This window comes from Actinomadura scrupuli (assembly GCF_050971785.1).
Classification (GTDB): domain Bacteria; phylum Actinomycetota; class Actinomycetes; order Streptosporangiales; family Streptosporangiaceae; genus Actinomadura_E; species Actinomadura_E scrupuli.
The window spans coordinates 52436-70229 of record NZ_JBPCCU010000009.1 but is presented as its reverse complement, the minus strand read 5'-3'; the positions used below and the strand labels follow the sequence as shown (position 1 = coordinate 70229).

General features: G+C 67.3%; 19 protein-coding genes. 10 read left to right on the top strand and 9 right to left on the bottom strand.

Annotation, left to right across the window (positions count from 1 at the left end):
- The first annotated feature begins 1 nt into the window (after nt 1).
- A complete protein-coding gene (locus tag ACRYCC_RS32860) occupies nt 2-1783 on the top strand; it encodes a hypothetical protein (RefSeq protein WP_433817654.1) in 1782 nt (593 codons plus the stop codon).
- 204 nt (nt 1784-1987) lie between these two features.
- Here the strand turns inward: ACRYCC_RS32860 and ACRYCC_RS32855 are convergent, their stop codons facing one another.
- From ACRYCC_RS32855 to ACRYCC_RS32845, 3 genes are read right to left on the bottom strand one after another with little or no spacing between them, the layout of a single operon-like run.
- Nucleotides 1988-2314: a DUF1048 domain-containing protein gene (locus ACRYCC_RS32855; protein WP_433817653.1), complete on the bottom strand. Its 327-nt coding sequence runs from the start codon at nt 2312-2314 to the stop codon at nt 1988-1990.
- Between the two features lies 1 nt (nt 2315).
- Nucleotides 2316-2672: a DUF1048 domain-containing protein gene (locus tag ACRYCC_RS32850; RefSeq protein WP_433817652.1), complete on the bottom strand. Its 357-nt coding sequence runs from the start codon at nt 2670-2672 to the stop codon at nt 2316-2318.
- A complete protein-coding gene (locus tag ACRYCC_RS32845) occupies nt 2669-2995 on the bottom strand; it encodes a PadR family transcriptional regulator (protein ID WP_433817651.1) in 327 nt (108 codons plus the stop codon). The genes ACRYCC_RS32850 and ACRYCC_RS32845 overlap by 4 nt, the downstream gene beginning before the upstream one ends.
- 338 nt (nt 2996-3333) lie before the next feature.
- Between ACRYCC_RS32845 and ACRYCC_RS32840 the strand changes: the two genes are divergently transcribed.
- The 6 genes from ACRYCC_RS32840 (at nt 3334) to ACRYCC_RS32815 (ending at nt 8568) form a co-directional block, all read left to right on the top strand.
- Nucleotides 3334-5172 (top strand): pyruvate kinase, encoded by a 1839-nt coding sequence (locus tag ACRYCC_RS32840; RefSeq protein WP_433817650.1) that lies wholly within the window; start codon nt 3334-3336, stop codon nt 5170-5172.
- Nucleotides 5169-5426 (top strand): three-helix bundle dimerization domain-containing protein, encoded by a 258-nt coding sequence (locus ACRYCC_RS32835; RefSeq protein ID WP_433817649.1) that lies wholly within the window; start codon nt 5169-5171, stop codon nt 5424-5426. Before ACRYCC_RS32840 ends, ACRYCC_RS32835 begins: the two co-directional genes overlap by 4 nt.
- Before the next feature lie 185 nt (nt 5427-5611).
- Nucleotides 5612-6022, top strand: coding sequence for a luciferase domain-containing protein (locus ACRYCC_RS32830; protein ID WP_433817648.1), 411 nt, complete (start codon nt 5612-5614; stop codon nt 6020-6022).
- A 23-nt stretch (nt 6023-6045) separates the two neighbouring features.
- The gene (locus tag ACRYCC_RS32825) at nt 6046-6261 is read left to right on the top strand and encodes a three-helix bundle dimerization domain-containing protein (RefSeq protein WP_433817647.1); all 216 of its coding nucleotides are present in this window, start codon (nt 6046-6048) and stop codon (nt 6259-6261) included.
- A gap of 938 nt (nt 6262-7199) precedes the next feature.
- Nucleotides 7200-7766, top strand: a complete 567-nt coding sequence (locus tag ACRYCC_RS32820; RefSeq protein ID WP_433817646.1) for an RICIN domain-containing protein — start codon at nt 7200-7202, stop codon at nt 7764-7766.
- Nucleotides 7767-7995: 229 nt separating this feature from the next.
- Nucleotides 7996-8568, top strand: coding sequence for a recombinase family protein (locus ACRYCC_RS32815; protein ID WP_433817645.1), 573 nt, complete (start codon nt 7996-7998; stop codon nt 8566-8568).
- Between the two features lie 85 nt (nt 8569-8653).
- Here ACRYCC_RS32815 and ACRYCC_RS32810 read toward each other — a convergent pair whose 3' ends face one another.
- From ACRYCC_RS32810 to ACRYCC_RS32795, 4 genes are all read right to left on the bottom strand, one after another.
- Nucleotides 8654-9235 carry a TIGR03086 family metal-binding protein gene (locus ACRYCC_RS32810; RefSeq protein ID WP_433817644.1) on the bottom strand — a complete coding sequence of 194 codons (582 nt, stop codon included), beginning with the start codon at nt 9233-9235 and terminating at the stop codon, nt 8654-8656.
- Between the two features lie 979 nt (nt 9236-10214).
- Nucleotides 10215-10547, bottom strand: a complete 333-nt coding sequence (locus tag ACRYCC_RS32805) for a MerR family transcriptional regulator (RefSeq protein WP_433817643.1) — start codon at nt 10545-10547, stop codon at nt 10215-10217.
- 1393 nt (nt 10548-11940) lie between these two features.
- Complete coding sequence (locus ACRYCC_RS32800) at nt 11941-12363, bottom strand: hypothetical protein (protein ID WP_433817642.1); 423 nt, start codon at nt 12361-12363, stop codon at nt 11941-11943.
- A gap of 55 nt (nt 12364-12418) precedes the next feature.
- Complete coding sequence (locus tag ACRYCC_RS32795) at nt 12419-13099, bottom strand: SDR family NAD(P)-dependent oxidoreductase (RefSeq protein WP_433817641.1); 681 nt, start codon at nt 13097-13099, stop codon at nt 12419-12421.
- Nucleotides 13100-13345: 246 nt separating this feature from the next.
- Here ACRYCC_RS32795 and ACRYCC_RS32790 point away from each other — a divergent pair, with 246 nt between their 5' ends.
- Entirely contained in the window at nt 13346-14512 is a 1167-nt protein-coding gene (locus ACRYCC_RS32790; protein ID WP_433817640.1) for a sensor histidine kinase, read from the top strand.
- Nucleotides 14509-15171: a response regulator transcription factor gene (locus ACRYCC_RS32785; RefSeq protein ID WP_433817639.1), complete on the top strand. Its 663-nt coding sequence runs from the start codon at nt 14509-14511 to the stop codon at nt 15169-15171. Before ACRYCC_RS32790 ends, ACRYCC_RS32785 begins: the two co-directional genes overlap by 4 nt.
- Before the next feature lie 229 nt (nt 15172-15400).
- On the opposite strand, the gene ACRYCC_RS32780 is transcribed toward ACRYCC_RS32785, so the two are convergent.
- Nucleotides 15401-15652 (bottom strand): hypothetical protein, encoded by a 252-nt coding sequence (locus tag ACRYCC_RS32780; RefSeq protein WP_433817638.1) that lies wholly within the window; start codon nt 15650-15652, stop codon nt 15401-15403.
- Between the two features lie 192 nt (nt 15653-15844).
- A complete protein-coding gene (locus tag ACRYCC_RS32775; RefSeq protein ID WP_433817637.1) occupies nt 15845-16573 on the bottom strand; it encodes an SDR family NAD(P)-dependent oxidoreductase in 729 nt (242 codons plus the stop codon).
- 82 nt (nt 16574-16655) lie between these two features.
- On the opposite strand from ACRYCC_RS32775, the gene ACRYCC_RS32770 reads away from it, so the two are divergent.
- Nucleotides 16656-17612: an AraC family transcriptional regulator gene (locus ACRYCC_RS32770; protein ID WP_433817636.1), complete on the top strand. Its 957-nt coding sequence runs from the start codon at nt 16656-16658 to the stop codon at nt 17610-17612.
- Nucleotides 17613-17794 lie beyond the last annotated feature (182 nt).

The following is a 17794-nucleotide window of genomic DNA, read 5'->3' as shown; positions in this document are numbered from 1 at the left end:
CATGACCGTCATCACCGACATCCGCGCCGCGCTGAGCCAGCGCACCTTCCCGACGGTCGCCCTCTGGAATCGGCTGGAGGGCCGCCCCCGCACGACCGAGTTCGACCGCGCGCTGCGCGCCGAGGTCCGCGACCCGCTGTGGATGCTCGCCCGGCAGCTGCAGTTCGGCGAGTTCCATGGTGAGGACGCCGGATCGCCGGTCACCGCGACGTACCACCTGCGCACCGCCGCGCCGGCCCGCTACCGGCCACAGGACGCGGCGCCCGGCGCGCTGCCCGGCAAGCTGCCGCTGGAGGCGGTGGCGGAGGGACGTCCGGTGCCGTTCACGATCGGCGCCGACCAGGTCTCCTTCGACCTGCGGGTGGCGATGGGCCGCCGCTGGATGAAGCTGCTGTCCCCGCCGCCGCTGCGCCCCAAGTTCCTCGCCCGCTGGCCCATCCGGCTCCCCGATCCCACCTCCGACGCCGACGCGCCGCTGGTCTCGCACCCCGACGTGTGGGCCACGATGCAGGCGATCGCGGGCCGGGTCATGGACGGATACGAGCTGTACGCGCACCTCAAGGGCGGCGGGCACGCCTACGACGGCATCAGCGGGGTGCCCGCGCCGCAGAAGGCCGACCTGGACAAGCTGGCCGCCAAGTTCATCGCCTGGTTCGAGGACCTGATCGCCCAGCCGGCCGCTCCGGTCGCCTTCGACCCGGCCCGGCTGGAACACCGCTTCGCCCTTGGCCTGCCCGGCGAGACCGTCCTCGCGGCGACCGAACACCCGGGTGGCGGGCTCGACTGGCACGCCTTCTCCGGCGACCCGGCGTCGCTCGGCACCACCGGCATGCCGGGCACGGTGACCCGCACCGTCGTGCCCGGTCCGGTGCGCTACCCCGGCATGCCCAACCCCCGCTGGTGGACCTTCGAGGACGGCGGCACCGACTTCGGCGCGATCACGGCCGCCAGCACCGACCTGGTCCGCCTGATGCTCATGGAGTTCGCGCTCGTGTACGGCGGCGACTGGCTGATGCTGCCCTGCGACGTGTCGGACGGCACGCTCACCACGATCGACGGCCTCATGATCACCGACACGTTCGGGCAGCGGTTCTGGATCGAGCCGGCCGGCAGCGGCCCCGGCGACACCTGGCAGCGCTGGTCGATGTTCACCGTCGACGGCGCCCCCGGGCTCTATGTCCCGGCCTCGGCGGCCGCCCCGCTCGAGGGCGCGGCCGTCGAGGACGCGTTGCTGGTCCGCGACGAGAACGCCAACATGGTGTGGGGCATCGAGCGCACAGTCTGGACGGCGAGCGGAGTCCCGCTGTCCGGCAGCGAGGCCGCACGGGAGACCCTCGCCTACCGCGACCGGCTCCGGCCCCCGGGTCAGCCCCAGGTGCCGATCGCCCCGGTGGCCTACGAGGCGATGACCACCGTGCCGGAGAACTGGATCCCCTTCATCCCAGCGCACGTGCCCGATTCCAGCCGGGAGATCCAGTTGCAGCGCGGCGCCATGCCCCGGGTGCTGACCGGCGGCCCGGTGGACCCGCCGGTGAAGGTGCGCCCGCGCACGACGCTGCTGCGGCCCGGCCTGGACACCACGCCGGTGCAGCGGTACGTCGTGCACGAGGAGGAGGTGCCGAGGGTCGGCACCCGCCTCGAGCTGGCCTTCAAGCGGGCCCGCTGGTACGACGGCCGGGTCGTCGTGTGGCTGGGCGTGCACCGGACGACCGGCCGTGGGGGGACCTCCAGCGGCCTGGACTGGGACGTGCTCGTGGACACCCCGGAGGTTGCGGGACAGTAGAGGCGGGGTTCGGCGCGCCGGTCGGATGACTGACTACGGCAAGCTCCGGTGTTGTACCAAGAGGAGCGGCGAGGTCGTGGGCCTCTACCTCTACCCCCTTTACCTCGCCGCCGCACTCGTCACGCCATGTATACCGATCTGCCGAGCTGGCTGGGACGGCCGTCCCAGCACACGCCGCCTTAAGTGATCGGTCTGCCGTCGGTCTTACTTCTCGACCGTGCCGGGTTTCCTGCTGATGGACTCCTGGTAGATGTCGGCGTAGGTGCGCGAGTCTTTGACCAGGTCGTCGCAGAAGGCGGCGACGTCGTTGCCGATGAGTTCCAGGACTCCCTTGCCGGCCGCGACGCCCTCCTCGAAGAAATCGACGATCCCTGAGAGCAGGGTCCCGTCAGGCAGATCGATCGGTCCGATCTTGAAGAAGTACTTCTGCATCTCCCTGTAGACGATCTGATAGTCCGGCGGGAGCGCCTTGATCCGCGCCAGGTGCGCCCGCCACTGCTTCTTGCCCTCGATGATGTCTTGGATGCCCATGTCAGCCTCCTAGCCGGCCCAATTTCCGTGCGACGTTCCGGTTCAACTGCTCGCGCCACCGGTCGCGATAGCTCCGGGCCCCTTCTCCGCCGGCCAGGGCCGCGCAGAAGCCCTCGACGTCGTCGCCCAGCACCTCGTGAACGCTCTGCCCGTCCGTGGCCGTTTCTTCGAGCAGTCCCAGGGCGCCGTCGAGGATCGGCATCAGGTTGCGACCCGTGAGGCCCGAGTAGGGGGAGAGGTGCACCTTGATCTGTTCCCATGCCGCCCGGTAGTCGGCCGGCAGGGCTTCGGCCCGGGCTTCGAACGCCTTCCATTCCCTGGTGAGGTCACTGCCGGTAATGGTCTCCCAGAAGTTCATCTCCCGCCCTCCTTGAGCTTGTCGATGCGTGATGAGAGGTACTCCCATTTCGCCCAGAACCTCCCGAGTTCTTCGCGCCCCGCGTCGTTGAGCGCATAGAACTTGCGCGGCGGACCCATGCCGGATGGTCGTTTCGTCACCTGAACGAACCCGTTCTTCTCCAGGCGCAGCAAGATGGTGTAGACGGTCCCCTCGATGACGTCGGCGAAGCCGAGTTCATTCAGCCGACGCGTGATGGCGTACCCGTAGGTCTCCTCGCTGCCGATGATTTCGAGCACACAGCCCTCAAGCGTGCCCTTCAACATCTCCGTCAGGTCGTCCATCGCAGCCCTCCGATCCCTCCTAGTACTATGTATTACCGAGTACCACTATACGGTATCACGGAGTAGCTCGGCGAGCGGCGAGCTCGGGGCACGGAAGCGATTCGGATCATCGGCGCCGCGCTTGGTACGCGGTACGTGAGGGGACCCGGGGAACTGACGCCGGATGAGCTGAACGAGGCGATCGACGACCTGCGGGCCCGCCGGTCGACTGGCGGATGACGATGCTGAGGTTCACCTGGCCCGGGGTGAACTGCGCGTGAAGTGCAAGGGCCGTGGTCATGGGCGTGGGGGGCGGGCTGCTCTACGCCGCCCGGTGGGTGCGGTGGAAATGTGAAGGCATGACCAGTAGTCAGCTCGCCGGCCCGTGGGCCGAGGTACTCGAGGAACTCGCTGACCTGCGGGTGGCGTTGGCCTCGGCGGAGGCCACCTGGGCTTCGCGGATCGCGTCGGTGGATCCGCGGAATCGGGCCAGTGCCGTGAATCTGGCGCACTACTGGGCGCTGCGCCAGTACGACCTGCGTGACCTGCAGGGCCGCTTGGCGGGTCTGGGGCTGTCCTCGCTGGGACGCTGTGAACCGCACGTCCAGGCCACGGTGAACGCCGTCGCCGCGGTGGTCTCGGCGCTCAGCGGTCACGGCGCCGCCCCGGACGAGCCTTCCGTGGACTTCGAGCAAGGGCAGGCGCTGCTGCGGCGGCGTGCGGCGCAGTTGCTCGGCGACCCGCCGGCGACCCGGCGCGCCCGGATCATGGTGACGCTTCCCTCCCAGGCGGCCGGCGATGAGAACCTCATCGGCGGGCTTTTGGACCGGGGGATGGATCTGGCCAGGATCAACTGTGCCTACGACGGCCCGCAGGCGTGGGCGGCGATGATCTCTCACCTGCGGGCGGCCGCTGACGGCGCCGGCCGGGACTGCCGCGTCGCGATGGACCTGGCCGGTCCGAAGGTACGCACCGGCCCGCTGGCCGAAGGGCCCGCGGTGGTGAAGCTGCAACCCGTCCGCGATGTGCTGGGACGGGTCGTGACCCCGGCCCGGTGCCGCTTGATCGCGTCCGGCGAACCGCCACCGGCGGGCGAGGCGATGCCGTGGATACCGGTGCCGGGGGACTGGCTGGCCCGGCGGCTGCCGGGAGAACCCATCCACGTGGTGGACGCCCGGGGCGCGCGACGGCACCTGCGCATCGAGCGGGCCGGACTCCCCGACCAGGTCGTGGTATCGGCCGCCAGGACCGTCTACCTCAGCGAGGGCACGATCCTGCGGGTCCGGGGTGCGGCCGGTGTGCCGGTCGGACCGCTGCGGCCGGCCGCCCAGGCGCTCACGTTGCGCCGCGGCGACATCTTGGCGCTGACGCGTGACTGTACGCCGATGCCGGTCTCCGACCAGGGCCCGCATCGCATCGGCTGCACTCTGCCCGAGGTGTTCGGGCAAGCCCGGGTCGGCGACCGGGTGCACTTTGACGATGGCAAGATCGGCGGTCTGGTCACCGCCTCCGACACTGACCAGATCGAGGTTCGGATCACCGAGGCGGCGGCCACCGGGTCCCGGCTGCGGGCGGGTAAAGGTATCAACCTGCCCGACACCACGCTGCCGGTCCCCGCTCTGACCGGTAAGGACCGCACGGACCTGGAGTTCGTCACCGCACACGCCGACCTGGTCGAATTGTCGTTCGTCCGCGACGCCCAAGATGTCGAGGATCTGCTGTCGGCCCTGACTCGGCTGGGCGGCCGGCGGCTGGGCGTCATCGTCAAGATCGAGACACTCGCGGGATTCGAGAACCTGCCGGAGATCCTGTTCGCCCTGCTGCGCTGGCCGCACTCAGGGGTCATGATCGCTCGTGGGGATCTCGCGGTGGAATGCGGCCTCGAGCGGATGGCCGAACTCCAGGAGGAGATCCTCTGGCTGTGCGAGGCCGCGCACGTGCCGGTCGTCTGGGCGACCCAGGTCCTCGACCGCCTCGCCCGCTCCGGTCGGCCCTCACGCGCCGAGATCACCGACGCCGCGATGGGAGTACGCGCCGAATGCGTGATGCTCAACAAGGGACCGCACATCCTGGAGGCCGTCACCGCCCTCGGCGACATCCTCGGGCGGATGGCCGCTCACCAGGACAAGAAGACCGCGTTGCTGCGGCAGTTGCGTTCATGGCGGCCCGGCAGCGCCGAAGGAAGGGGCCCGAGATGAGTGACACCGGCACCCGCGGCAAGGAGACCCAGGCGCTCGCCCTGCTGCGCGACCGCCTCATCAAGACCTTTGACCAGATACCCGCCGACCAGGTCAACGCCGTAATTGACCAGGAACTGATCCGTTTCGAATCAGCGCCCGTCCGTGACTTCGTGCCGCTGCTGGTCGAACGCCTCGCCCGCGACGGCCTCCGCCACACCCAACACCAATGGCCTGCCATTGTGGCCAGGAGGGTGATGTTGGCCCTCATCTGACGGGACCTGAATCTGCGGGGCCCGCCAGGTTCGGCAGGCAATGGGGGATGTGCTGGATGGGCTGCTGGGCACAGTGGTCGATCTGATCAAAGGGTGGCTGGAGTATGAATGTGGGGTGCCTGAGTTGGTAACGATTTGAGCGGCTCGGGTGTCGATCATGGTGGGTGGTCCTAGAGGATGCCGGTATGGGTGCGATCCCTCACGTGGAGATGTCCTTCGCCGGGCGTGCGGTTGAGCAACTGCGCCGCTGGCCGGCGTTGACGTTGTGCCGGGCGGAGTCGGGTGCGGGCAGGGGGCTGGCGTTGAGCACCCGTCAGATCGTCCATCTGCACGGCACGAACGAGGCGGAGTTGTATCTGACGGCGCCAGTAATCGAGCGGATGCGGCAGGTTCTGCTGGAGAGCGGCAGAGTACGGCTGGATCCGGGAGGGGGCTGGGTGCGCGTCAGCCTGGACAGTGACAGCGACGTGAGGTTGCTGGTCTCGCTGGTGAGCGTGGCGATCAAGGCGAATGTCACCAATGCCGGTAAGGCACATCGCCGGGTGACGCCTTGCCCACGGGTGCGGGTGGCGTCGAAAGTGCGGTTTGAGGCATAAGTCCTGCACAGTGGGGGGATGGCATGGGTATGGACACGTTGGTTCGTGAACGCCAGGCCATGCACGAGGTGACCGACCGCCTGACCAAGGCTTTCAGGTCGGCGTACTCACCGGAGCAGGTGACCGAGACGGTCACCACGATTCATCATCGCTTTGACGACAAGCCCATCCGCGACTTTGTGCCGGTCCTGGTCGAGCGCCTGGCTCGCGAGAAGCTGAGGGCGCCCGCGGACGACTGAGGCCACCGATCGGCTGTGGCCGATCAGGTGCGTGTTCCCGAACTTCTTGCCTCAAGCTCGGGGCCGGAATCAGTACGGAGCCGGCGAGGTCTCTCTGGAGGCTCGGCCGAAGTCGTACGGCGATCATCCCGGTGAGCTCGGCCAGCGAACAGACCCGCGATAAGGGCCCTTGCAGCCCTTCCGGCTGTTCAGGACCCGCAGCAGGGTGTGTCGGGTGAGGTGATCGGCGGCTGCGAGCCGCTGCAGGTAGCAGGTCACTGTCTCGCCGGGGAAGGGTCGCGGCCGGATCGGTGGCTCGCGATGGCGCGCGGGCCAGGCGGCACGTGCGCTGGCGGGGCTGGGGCGGTGCTCATGCGTCCAGGCCGTGGTCGTCGGGGTCCTGGGCGGCCAGGTCCAACTCGATGCGTTCCAGCGTCGTGCGGATGCGTTCGGAGAAATCGCCGCGGGCGAGACGGTGACATAGACGGCCGGGATCCGGTCGTGCCGACCGAGATGGAGAGAACCCGACCACTGTCTGGGCCACTGGAGTGATCTTGGGTTGGTGGTGGCTCAGTGACGGTCGCGGCGGCGTCGGGCGTCTTCAACCCTCCTAATCCGAACTTCGAACAGGCCCTGCAACCGGTTCCTGCGCGCCCTGCGCTGTATCGGTGAGCGCGGATTCGCCTGCTCAAGGGCCGTTCGCGGACTCTCCAGCACGTCACTCTCAGTCCCAGCAGCATTGGAGACATCGCCCGCGCCGCGCTTGTCCTTACTCATTTTGATAATAACCATCTACCGGTTATTCGCTGAGATCACCTCAGTGAGTTGAGTAAGGGGCTACTCATGCGCCATGAGAATCGGCACGGGCACCCTGAGTGGCAGGCCGTAAATCGGCCGGTGAATAGGAGGGGGAGTCAATGAGGTCAATCACAGTAAGCTGCCTCGTAGGTGTCCTCGCGGTGGCGCCGGTCCTGCTCGGGAATGGGGCCACGGCCGCGAACGCCGCGACCGGCGCATCCGTAAGCCTCGGCCGGTCAGCGGCACGCTATGCGGCGGCTGCGCCCATCAGGATCCAGAACAGGCGCAGCAGCAAGTGTCTTGAGGTCAACCAAGCGGATGGGACTTTCGGCCTTGGGAACGGCGCCGGAGTCCTGCAGTTCACCTGCCACGCCGGCGCTCAGCAACAGTGGACCCTATTCGCCGAAGTGTTGGACGGGGCAGGAAATATCCTGTTCGTCTCATTCATCAACGTCCGCAGTGGAAAATGTCTGGAACCCAACCAGGCGGATGGGACCTTCGGCCTCGGGAACGGCACCGGGATCGTGCAGTTCACCTGCCATCACGGCGTTCAGCAACACTGGCGGCAGATCGCTATGGGCGACGGCTTCTTCCTGTTCCAGAACAGGCGCAGCGGCTTGTGCATGGAGGTCAACCAGGGGGATGGGACTTTCGGCCTCGGGAACGGCACCGGGGTCCTGCAGTTCACCTGCCATGGCGGCGCTCAGCAACAGTGGAGGGCGGCGTAAGAACTGAGGCACCCCAGCGCCGGTACTGGGGGTAGCGTGCGCCTCGTGCGTGTCGCGCCACCTCACGACAAAGCACCCCTGACTTCCCCCTGGCTGGCCTCTGAGCTGCGATCACCGCGACCGAGGGCCGCTACCTCGGCGGACGCCCGCCCTACGGGTACGACCTCGAGGACGTGGGCGCCCACCCGAACCCGGCCAAGGCCGCTGACGGCAAGCGCCTCAAGCGCTGGTGGCCCATCCGGTCACCTCACTGGTGGTGAAGTGGATCTTCGCGCAGTACTTGCCGGGACGCGGTACCAAGGACATCGCCGAGGAACTCACCCGGCAGGGCATCTTGTCGCCCTCGGCCGCCGATCCGGAACGCAACCGGCACCACTGCCCTGCTCGACATCGAGGACGTGGCGCTCGGCTACAGAACGTGTCGTGCGACGATTCTGAGCCAGGATCGGTGGTTCGACAACGGCCTCCGACGTGGCCGGATCACCAGGACAACGTGCACTGGGGTCGATGTGATCGGCCGCGGCGTCGTGCTCTCCTGCGCATGCGGCTTCTACCTCGTCCCCGCCGCTCTGTCCAGGCCGACAGACTTGAGTCCGCCGCTGCCGTCGCTCCCGAGGACGACCTGTGGGGCGTCCGCGCTCAGCGGTTATGCACCTCCTTCGTCACCCCCACAGGCGCGCAACGCCGCCACGAAGGACAGCGCACCGTATACCGCACGGAAACTCGGTTTCGTGCTGTGACCTGTCGAGTACCTGTTCACGCTCGAGTCGGCCGCGATATGTGGGCAGCCCAGAGGCAGTAGGTGTGCCGCATTTAAGTGATCACAGGAAGGTCGGGGTCCCTGCTCAGGTTGCTTGCTCTGGGAGCTCGGTGGGAAGCGTAAGTGATCATCTCGGGTCACGGCCGGCGAACGCCGCGATCCGGTCGTACAACGGAGCGCCGTCCGGCACCGGCAGCTCAGGGCCGATCTGGTGCCCGTCCGCCTCGTCGCCCCGCATCTGCGGCTTGAGGTTGTCCTCCAACCACTGCAACGCCACCTCGCCGACCTCGGGGTCGAGGTCGGTCGGCTGCCCCGTCGCTTTGCTGATGTCCCAGGCGTGGATCCCCAGTTCGGTGATCTGCCGGCGGACCGCCCACGGCGCCGGCACCTCGCCGAAGGACAGCCGCTGTGCCCGGTCGAGCGCGCCCGGCCGCCGCCACACGGCGAGCAGTTCTGCCGCCGCCGTGCAGTAAGCACCGCCCCAGTCGTCGCCGATGACATCGATGCCGAGAGGGTTCCGCTCGCCGCCACCGGTCACCACGGCGAACTGGTGCACCTCGTCCACGACGTGGTTGACCAGTGCCCGGACATCCCAGGAACGGCACGGGGTCGGCGACGTCGCCTGCTCCGGCCGGACACCGACGATGGCGGTGCCGGTCTGGTCGAGCGCACGTGACAGCAAAGCCATCAGGTCTTGGGGTGTGGTCATCGTCGGTTCCTCTTCGTTCTGCGTTCCGGTGTTCTCGTGTGTTCTCGGTCGTCCACCTGCGGGAGGCCGAGATCTCGACCACATCGACGCCTGGCTTGCCACGACGTTCGCACCGGACCGGATCGCGGAGACCGCCGAGATCATGGCACGCAGGCCGCTGGCCTCACTGACACGGCGGCCATGGAAGTGAGGAACCAGATATCCGACTGTGACCTCAGGCTCAGCAGTACCAGGCCGCCCTCGACGTCGGAGCCGACCCGGCCGAGGTGACTAGCTGGATCAACACCGCCGAACACCGCGCCAGCTTGGAAGCCCAACTGCCGGCCACTCCGAGCGACAATCACAACTCAGCAGGAGATCACGGATCTGCTGCCCATAGCAGGGAGCCTGACGCAGATGATCGCTGTCGCCGACCCGCTCGACAAGGCCGGTCTGTACCAGCACCTCGGCCTGAGGATGATCCACTAGCCCGAAAAGCAACTAGTGGAGGCCCGGGTGATCCCGGAACCCCCACATGTGCGTTCGGTGCGTGTCCGAGGGGGGAACACTACCGAACGCACATATCCCGGCTACCCCATCGGCGACATCTACCACGTCAGGGTCAGCTAGATCACCGAGGTTACCTCCGGCGCGTCCGCTCGTTGAACTGGCGCGCCGTTCCTCGTGCGCGGATTCGAACCCCTAACGGGGAGCCAGGCAGACCCGTGCTCGACTGGCGCCATGGCAGGGTTGCGTGGTCGTCATCGCTGGCCGATTTGCCCTGGGGTGATTCGTCCACCGCGCATGGTGGTTCATGACGGTGTGGGACTAAGACCCTTTCCCCAAGCTCCGCCATATGTGCGAGCGGTTGTGTCCGATGGGGGACGACAGCCAAGTTCGATTCCCCCTGGATGTGTCGGCCCGGCTCGACCGCGATCCGGTCGCCTGACTGGGTTTCCGGGAGTCAGCGCTCCTGTGAATCACGGGCAGGGGCTATTTGTTACTTGTTGGCTGTGAGTTGTGCGTTGATGCGGAGTGCTTCGGCGAGCTGGTCTTCCAGCACGATGATCCGGCAGGCCGCTTCGAGGCCGGTGCCGGCGTCGACTAGCTCCCGAGCCCGTTGGGCGAGGCGGAGCTGGTAGCGGGAGAACCGGCGATGGCCGCCGTCGGAGCGCAGTGGCTCGATCAGTTTCGCGGCACCCAGGGCCCGTAGGAATGCCGGCGTCACGTCGAGGATCTCGGCGGCGCGTCCCATGCTGTAGGCGGGATAGTCCTCATCATCGATCCGGTCCGCCACGGAGGCGGGTTTTCCTGCTGGTGTGGTTCGCGTCATGAAACCTTCCGTAACGACGCCAGGGGCCCCGGCGCGTGTGCGCCGGGGCCCGATCCTTCTGAGGTTGCACATCATCTACCGGTAGCGAGACCGGCCTGTTGTCTTCCACATCCCTGGACGTGCAGGGGACGCGGGGATCGCGAATGCTTGACCGAAGACCACCACCCAATCTGTGGAACTGCGGTACCCGATCAGCGAACAACCACCGATCAGGCGATCCCGATGATGCGAACACTCCCTTCTCACTACTGGTGGAACCTTCGCACTGCTGTTGCCTGTACTGCTGTTGTTGCTGACCTTCCCTGAGGCAGACCGATGGCCCGAGCCCCTTGCCTTGCGCTGGCCCCGGCACATCCCACCTGCCTCGCCCACAACCTCTGGGCACTCCAACTCCACTGCTACGGCGACCTACCGGGCCGCCAAGGACGCGCGCCTGCCGTACCGGCCTCCTACTGCATCAACCCCGGTACGCCTGGCCTTCGCCCTTACTGCGATCCATCAAAGCGGGCAGTTCGTCCTCTGCCTCGTTCATGGACTTGCTCTCTCTCGATGACAGGAACACTACCCACAACCAACCCCAATGTCTACACCGACCACTACAGATTTCAGGTTTGGCTGACAGCAGATCCTGCTGGCTTCGCAGCCCATCAACGCACCCGACCGTGACCGGCACTCTCAGCCGGGTCTGTTCACAGACCTGTCCACAGTGGGCGAGATAGCGTGGCCCAGCTGGGTCTGAGGGGACTTCCGAACACCGGGTTGGACGTCCTCGTTTGGGGAACTCGGCCTCGGCTACACCGCCCAGGCCGTACTGGAAGACTCGCGCGTGCGCACTCTGGCTGTCGTGGAGGCGCTCGGCGAAGTGATCGAGTGGCATGAGCGGGAGCTGCTACCGCTCGGCGCCGTCCTGACGTCGGATCCCCGGTGCCACCTGGTCCATGGGGATTTCTTCGCGTTGTCCGGAACCATCCTGGGCCTGGATCCAGAGGGCACGGGCCTGCGATCACTGCGTGATGGGGTAGCTGGGGCTCTCAGGCCTGGCCCCAAGCGATGGCTGACGCGGACGCCATGCTGGTCGGGAAGCTTATCGTCGCAGCTTTGGAAGGCGGCGACGCTCACACGGATCTTCGGAGACCATCCGGTACGCGCTCAGTGACTTCTTACCGCTACCTGGCCGAAGAGAGGGCGACGGGAATCTCTGGCGGCGTTTCGCCCGCGGCGCACTCTCTTGCCGGGGCCGGACGCCTGCACCAGCGCGATGGTGCCGCTGGCGGAGGTGAAGACCTCGATCCAGCTGTCGTCGCGTACGACGCCGTCGCTGCCGACCAGGACTGCTCGACTCGCGCCGACCGGAACACCGGTCTCGTACGCGTAGCGGGCGTCGGATAAAGGTTTAGCGGCGTGAGGGAGATGAGACCGGACCTGCCTCTGCCGGCGTGGTGGTCATTCGCCTGGCGCGTATCTGCGTGATCGAAATGACCACGATGATCGCTAGAAGCGCTATGGCCACGGTGTCGAACGGCACTCCTGCGACGTCGTCGAGCTTTGATGGGCCGGGCAGGTTGGCGATCAGGATCAGGAACGTCGACTTGGTAGTGATCGCCGTGACGGCGGTCTGAATCCGGACGGCGGGCTGGAATGCTCCCCACACCAGGGATGCGCCGAGTGCCGCCTGCAAGACTCCCCGATGCTGGAGCAACGCCAGGGTCATCGGGTCGGAGGGGACGCCGAGGCCGGCGTATGCATGGAGCGTCTTCGGCCAGCCCAGCGCCAGTACCGGCAGCGTTGTGATGACCCCGAGGGTCACGAGGATCATACGGACGCCGACCTCGACTGGATGTGACTTCACGGGCTTCTCCTGATGCTCGCTACTAATGTGCTACGCCCGGGGGTAGGTCCATCTCCCGGCCGGTGGTGAGGCCGCCGTCGACCGCGACCGAGGCGCCGGTCATATAGGTGAACTGGTCAGATGCGAGTGCCAACACCGCGTTCGCGATCTCCTGTGGGCTGGCCATCCGTTCGAGGCCGTCGACGTTGAGTGGTCCGAACGCCTCTTTGAATCGTTTCCAATCGGCGTCGGGAATTCCTGCAGGGCGGGCGAAGGCAGTGTCGGTGGGCCCGGGCAGGATCGCGTTGATGCGAATGCCTTTAGGGCCGTGTGCGAGCGCGGATGACTTGACGACTCCTTGGAGGGCGCGCTTGCTCGAGCCGTAGGCCGCAAGCGGTGCGCGCGCCAGTTCGGCCACTGCCGAGGATGTACAAATGATCACGCCACTGCCGGTCCTCAGCATGTGCGGGATCTCGTACTTGATCGCGAGGAAGACACCGCGGGCGTTGGTGTGGTGAACGTCGTCCCACTCCTCGACGCTGATGTCGTGGGGCGGTTTGGAGGCGTTGCCGATGCCGGCGTTGTTGAAGGCAATGTCGAGCCTGCCGTACAGTGCCGCGACCCGGTCCACGAAACTCTTCATCTGGTCGGGAATGCGCACGTCGGCCTTGATGTAGGTTGAAACGTTTGTACGGCGCGGCCGCCGCTTCGGCCCGCCCCTCATGGCCCAGAGTTGAGGCGGCCATCCCGGCGAGTCCGAAGGCCGCCGTAGCGCCCACGACCGCTCGCCTGCTCATCGATTCCTTTCCAGTGCTCATGACATTCGAGCCAACCAGGGCGCACGGCCGGGCACCTCCGCCGATGGGTCCGCCCGTGCCGCCTGGCGGCTGGTCATGGCGGCCAGTCGCAGGAGCCTGCCTCCTCCGGCGGGAGGATCCCTATGAGCACATCCCGCTCTTATAGTCAGGAGGTGTTCACCGAATGGGTGGAACGTGCCGCCGCCCACAGGTTCAGCCCGGTTCGCCTGCTGCTGCTCACGGCCCTGGTCATCGGTGATCTCACGTTGTTGCACCGGCCGGAGACGGCCAGGGACTGGGCGCTCGTCCTGACGGGATACGTGTTGCTCCTGGGTGCGGGTGGATGGCCGCTGCCCGCCGTGTTGGGCCTGTCGACCTTGGTCGCGGTCGCCGGTGTCAGCGAGGCGGGGGCCGTCGTGCCGGTGAAAGTGATGGACGGTGTCGCGCTGTTCGAACTGGCCGTGCGCCGGTCGGGCCGGCAACTTTCGGTCGGCGGATGCGCGCTCGCCATGGCCATAGCGGTCGAATGGGCCGGCCGGCCGCCAACGGAAGTATTTCCTGTGCTGTTCCGCGTCGGGACGACCATGGGCGTGCCTTTGCTGGTGGGCGCCTACATCCGTTCCGTACGCGAAGATGCCCGCGAGGCCCGGAACAAAGCTACCGAGGAGGAACAGCGGCGACTGTCGCAGACGCGCGCCGTGCGCGCGGCCGAGCGGACCGCGATCGCCCGCGAGCTGCATGACCTGGTGGCTCACCACGTGTCCTCGATGGTGCTCCGGGTAAGCGTGGCCCGACATGTCCTGCCGCAGGCCGAGCCACGCGTTGCCGAGGTGCTCAGCGACCTGCACGCCTCCGGCACGGCGGCACTCGCGGACCTGCGGCGCCTGGTCGGAGTACTCCGCGATCCCGATTCGGTGCACGAAAACCCACCCCTGATCGATCCGGCTGCGCTGCCCGCCGCATTGAGCACCGTTGTGCAGCACGCCCGCAAGACCGGGGTCACCATTGAGGCCTCGATCGACCCGGCCGTCGCCGGACTGGACACTCTGCGGGGGTTCACGGTGTTGCGGTTGATCCAGGAAGGTCTGGCCAACGTCGCCAAGCACGCAGGCCCGTCCGCGCATGCCCAGCTGTCGCTACGAATGGAAGAAGGCACCTTGCTACTGCTGATCTGCAACGACGCCGACGCCGCAGATCACCCACCGGAGAAATCCGGGCACGGTCTGACCGGCATGAGGGAACGAGTGGAACTGCTCGGCGGACGGCTGCACGCGGGCCCGAGCCGACGGGGGTGGCTGTTGTCCGCAGAACTACCGATCGTCACGGAGCCAGAGCCGTGATCCGGGTCGTGCTCGTCGACGACCAGCACCTCGTCCGCATGGGTTTGACCATGCTCTGCGAGTCCGCGTCCGACGTGGAGATCGTGGGTGAGGCGAGCAACGGGCACGAGGCGGTCCGGCTGGCCACGCAGCTCCTACCCGACGTGATCCTGATGGATCTGCACATGCCAGGCATGGACGGGGTGACCGCCACCGCACGCATCATGGCGGCCCGACCGGGAACGCGGGTACTGGCGCTGACGACCTTCGACGACGACGACCACCTTTATCCAGCGCTGGCCGCAGGTGCTTGCGGCTTCGTGGTCAAGGACACGCCGCCGGGCGAGCTCCTCGACGCCGTCCGCCGGGCCGCCGACGGCGACAGCCCATTCAGCCAGACCGCCCTCAACCGCCTCGTGGATCAAGCCGTCCGCTCCCATGACACGCCATGCCAAGCCCCGACCGCTCCGCTCCCAACCCTGTCCCCGCGAGAACGCGAGGTCCTCACACTGGTCGCCGCCGGTCACTCCAACCAGGAGATCGCCCACCGGCTACACCTCGGCGTCACCACCGTGAAAACGCACATCAGTAGCCTCATGACGAAAACCGGCACCCCGAACCGCATCCGCCTGGCCGTCCTGGCCGTACGCGCCGGCATCACCGACCCGCCGCAAACCTGAAAGGTAGGTGCGAACGGCGCGTGCACGATCGTTCTTGGCAGGCTGGGCGCAGGATCCGCACGGTGCCGGCGTCTGGTCTCACCCGCCTTGGCGAGCGAAGGGCGCCCGAAGTCTATGCGTACGACTTCGCCGAGGCAGGGGGTCGTGCCCGGTAGCGAAGGTGAGCCGCCCGGAGCTCTGTGGTGGGTGTCATGTGCCGTCAATATCAGCGGAAGCTCGGCCGCTGCGCTCAGCCTTGACCCGACCCGGCAATTGCCGGGTCTGGACCGGGCAGATGCGCCGTTGCTGGATCGTCAAGTGGTGAACCGGTCGGTGAGACCGGCGCGGTCGAATCGTTCGATGAGGCTGGGTAGGCCGACAGCCACGCCAGATACAGCGGGCGCAGGTCTCCGGTGGCGGGCTCGGAGCGGACGCCGGCGATGGCCGTCAGCGACTCCTCGGCGTCCTCTACCCAGTCGCCCGTCTCGTCCTCGCTGGTCACTCCAGGAAGATGACTAGGCATGTCTCGTCGGACGGTCCTTTAGCGGAACACTTTCCGGGTGATCCATCGCGTCCACGCGGAAGATCGGTGCCTTGTCGCATCGAGATTGTCGTCTTCAGCCGTCGCGCTGGAAGCCCTCGTCGTTCTGCTGTTGCCAGCGGATGAGTCCTGACGGCTAGGTGATGTTCGGTGTTATCCATCCAGGAGCCCTGCGGGGACGACGGTTTCGTGGCGGTTCCGCCTGGTGTGCATGTCCCAGAGGATGTCGGCCAGTTCGGCGGGGTCGGCGGCGGCCAGGTCGGGCACGGGTTCGCCCTGGGCTTGGCGCCGCTGGTAATCGGCCTCGAAGGGGGTGCCCAGGATGCGGGCGCCGATGTAGAGCATGCCGACGTGGACGCCCTTGTCGGCGACCTCGGCTGCGAGTGAGTGTAGGTAGTTGCGCTGTGCGGCCAGGATTGTGGGCCAGCCGCTCATGTTCGCCCGGCCCTGGACGGCGGCGGCTCCTTGAGCGCTGAGGATGGCGCCGTCGCCCCGCTCGATCATGGCGGGGAGAAACTCCCGTACCAGGGCCAAGAGCGTGTACAACGTGATCGGCATGCGGTCCTGAAGCATCTCCGATGTGAGATCGACGGCGGGAACGAACACCGGGTCGGTGGGCACCGGACCGTAGTAGAGCGCCGTGGGATCCCCGACGCACGCACGGATCTGCTCGGCGAGCGCCGGTACGCCGTCGGTCCGGTCGAGGTCGGCGCTGATCACGTGGGTGGTGATGCTCTCGGCGGACAGCTCCCGGGCGAGCAGGTCCAGGGGTCCCTGGCGGCGGGCGACCAGGACGACTTCGTACCCCTCTCGTCCGTATCGGCGGGCGATGGCCCGGCCCACACCAGGGCCGGTTCCGAAAACTGCGATGGACTTCGTCATGGCGTCCAGCCAATCCCACCGATGCCTAGACGATCCATGGGTGAAAATCCTAGATGCCTTTTTGATCGTCTACGGTGAAGACGTGGATGTGCTGACGGACCTGTTGCACCGAGCCCGCGCGCAGAACGCCCTGATCAGACAGCTGATCCAGCGGCCACCGTGGGCGATGACGTACGCTGACGCGCCGCCGCTCACGATCGCGGCCACGCTCGGCGGTCATGCCTGGATCTGGTCCGGGGATTCCGCTCCCACGCGCCTGACCGCGGGTGACATCGCCCTCGTCACCGCACCCGGCGGGTACACGATCGCGGACGACCCTGCGACCACACCCCAGTTCGTGATCCGCGGCGGACGCAAGTACCTTCCCTCCGGCTCCCCGGCGGGCTCCCACACGATGCTGGCACCTCGCACCTACGGTGACGGCCTGTCCGGGGCCACCGTCATGCTCCGTGGCGTGTACGAGCTGCACGGTGATGTGGCCTCCCGCCTGCTGGACCTGCTTCCGCCGCTGGCGGTCGTGCCCGCGGGGCCGCGTACTCGGACGGCCCTCGATCTGCTCTCCGCCGAGGCGGCCCGCGATGAGCCGGGTCAGGACGCGGTCCTCGCCCGGCTTCTGGACCTGGTCCTCGTGATCGCGTTGCGAGCCTGGTGCACCAGGCCGGAGGCGACACCGCCCGCCTGGTATCGAGCGCTGACCGACCCAGCGATCGGTGCGGCGCTGCGCCTCCTGCACGAGAACCCAGCCCACCGGTGGACGGTCGCCGCGCTGGCCGCCAAGGTCGGCATGTCCCGCGCCGCCTTCGCCCAGCGCTTCACCGCCCTGGTCGGCCGGCCGCCACTGGGCTATCTCACCGACTGGCGCATGACCCTCGCCGCCGACCTGCTCCGCGACACCCGGCACACCGTCGCCACCGTCGCCCGCCAGTCCGGCTACCAGGATCCGTTCGCGTTCAGCGTCGCGTTCAAACGTGCCCGCGGACACACACCCTCGGCCTGGCGCCGCTCCGTGGCGCGAAGTGAACCAAACCCTGGGGAATGATGGAACAGCCGTCGGTGCCAGGGGCGATGTGGAAGATACCGCGGGCCGTTCCCGACCAATTGACCGTGCAGGCCGCGGGGTTCTGTGTTGGCCCAGGACACTCGTGTCGCGACTGACCTGAGCGCTACGGCCATGGCCGCGGCGGCGGGCTCAGGGATCACCGAAGCATCAGGGTGTCATCT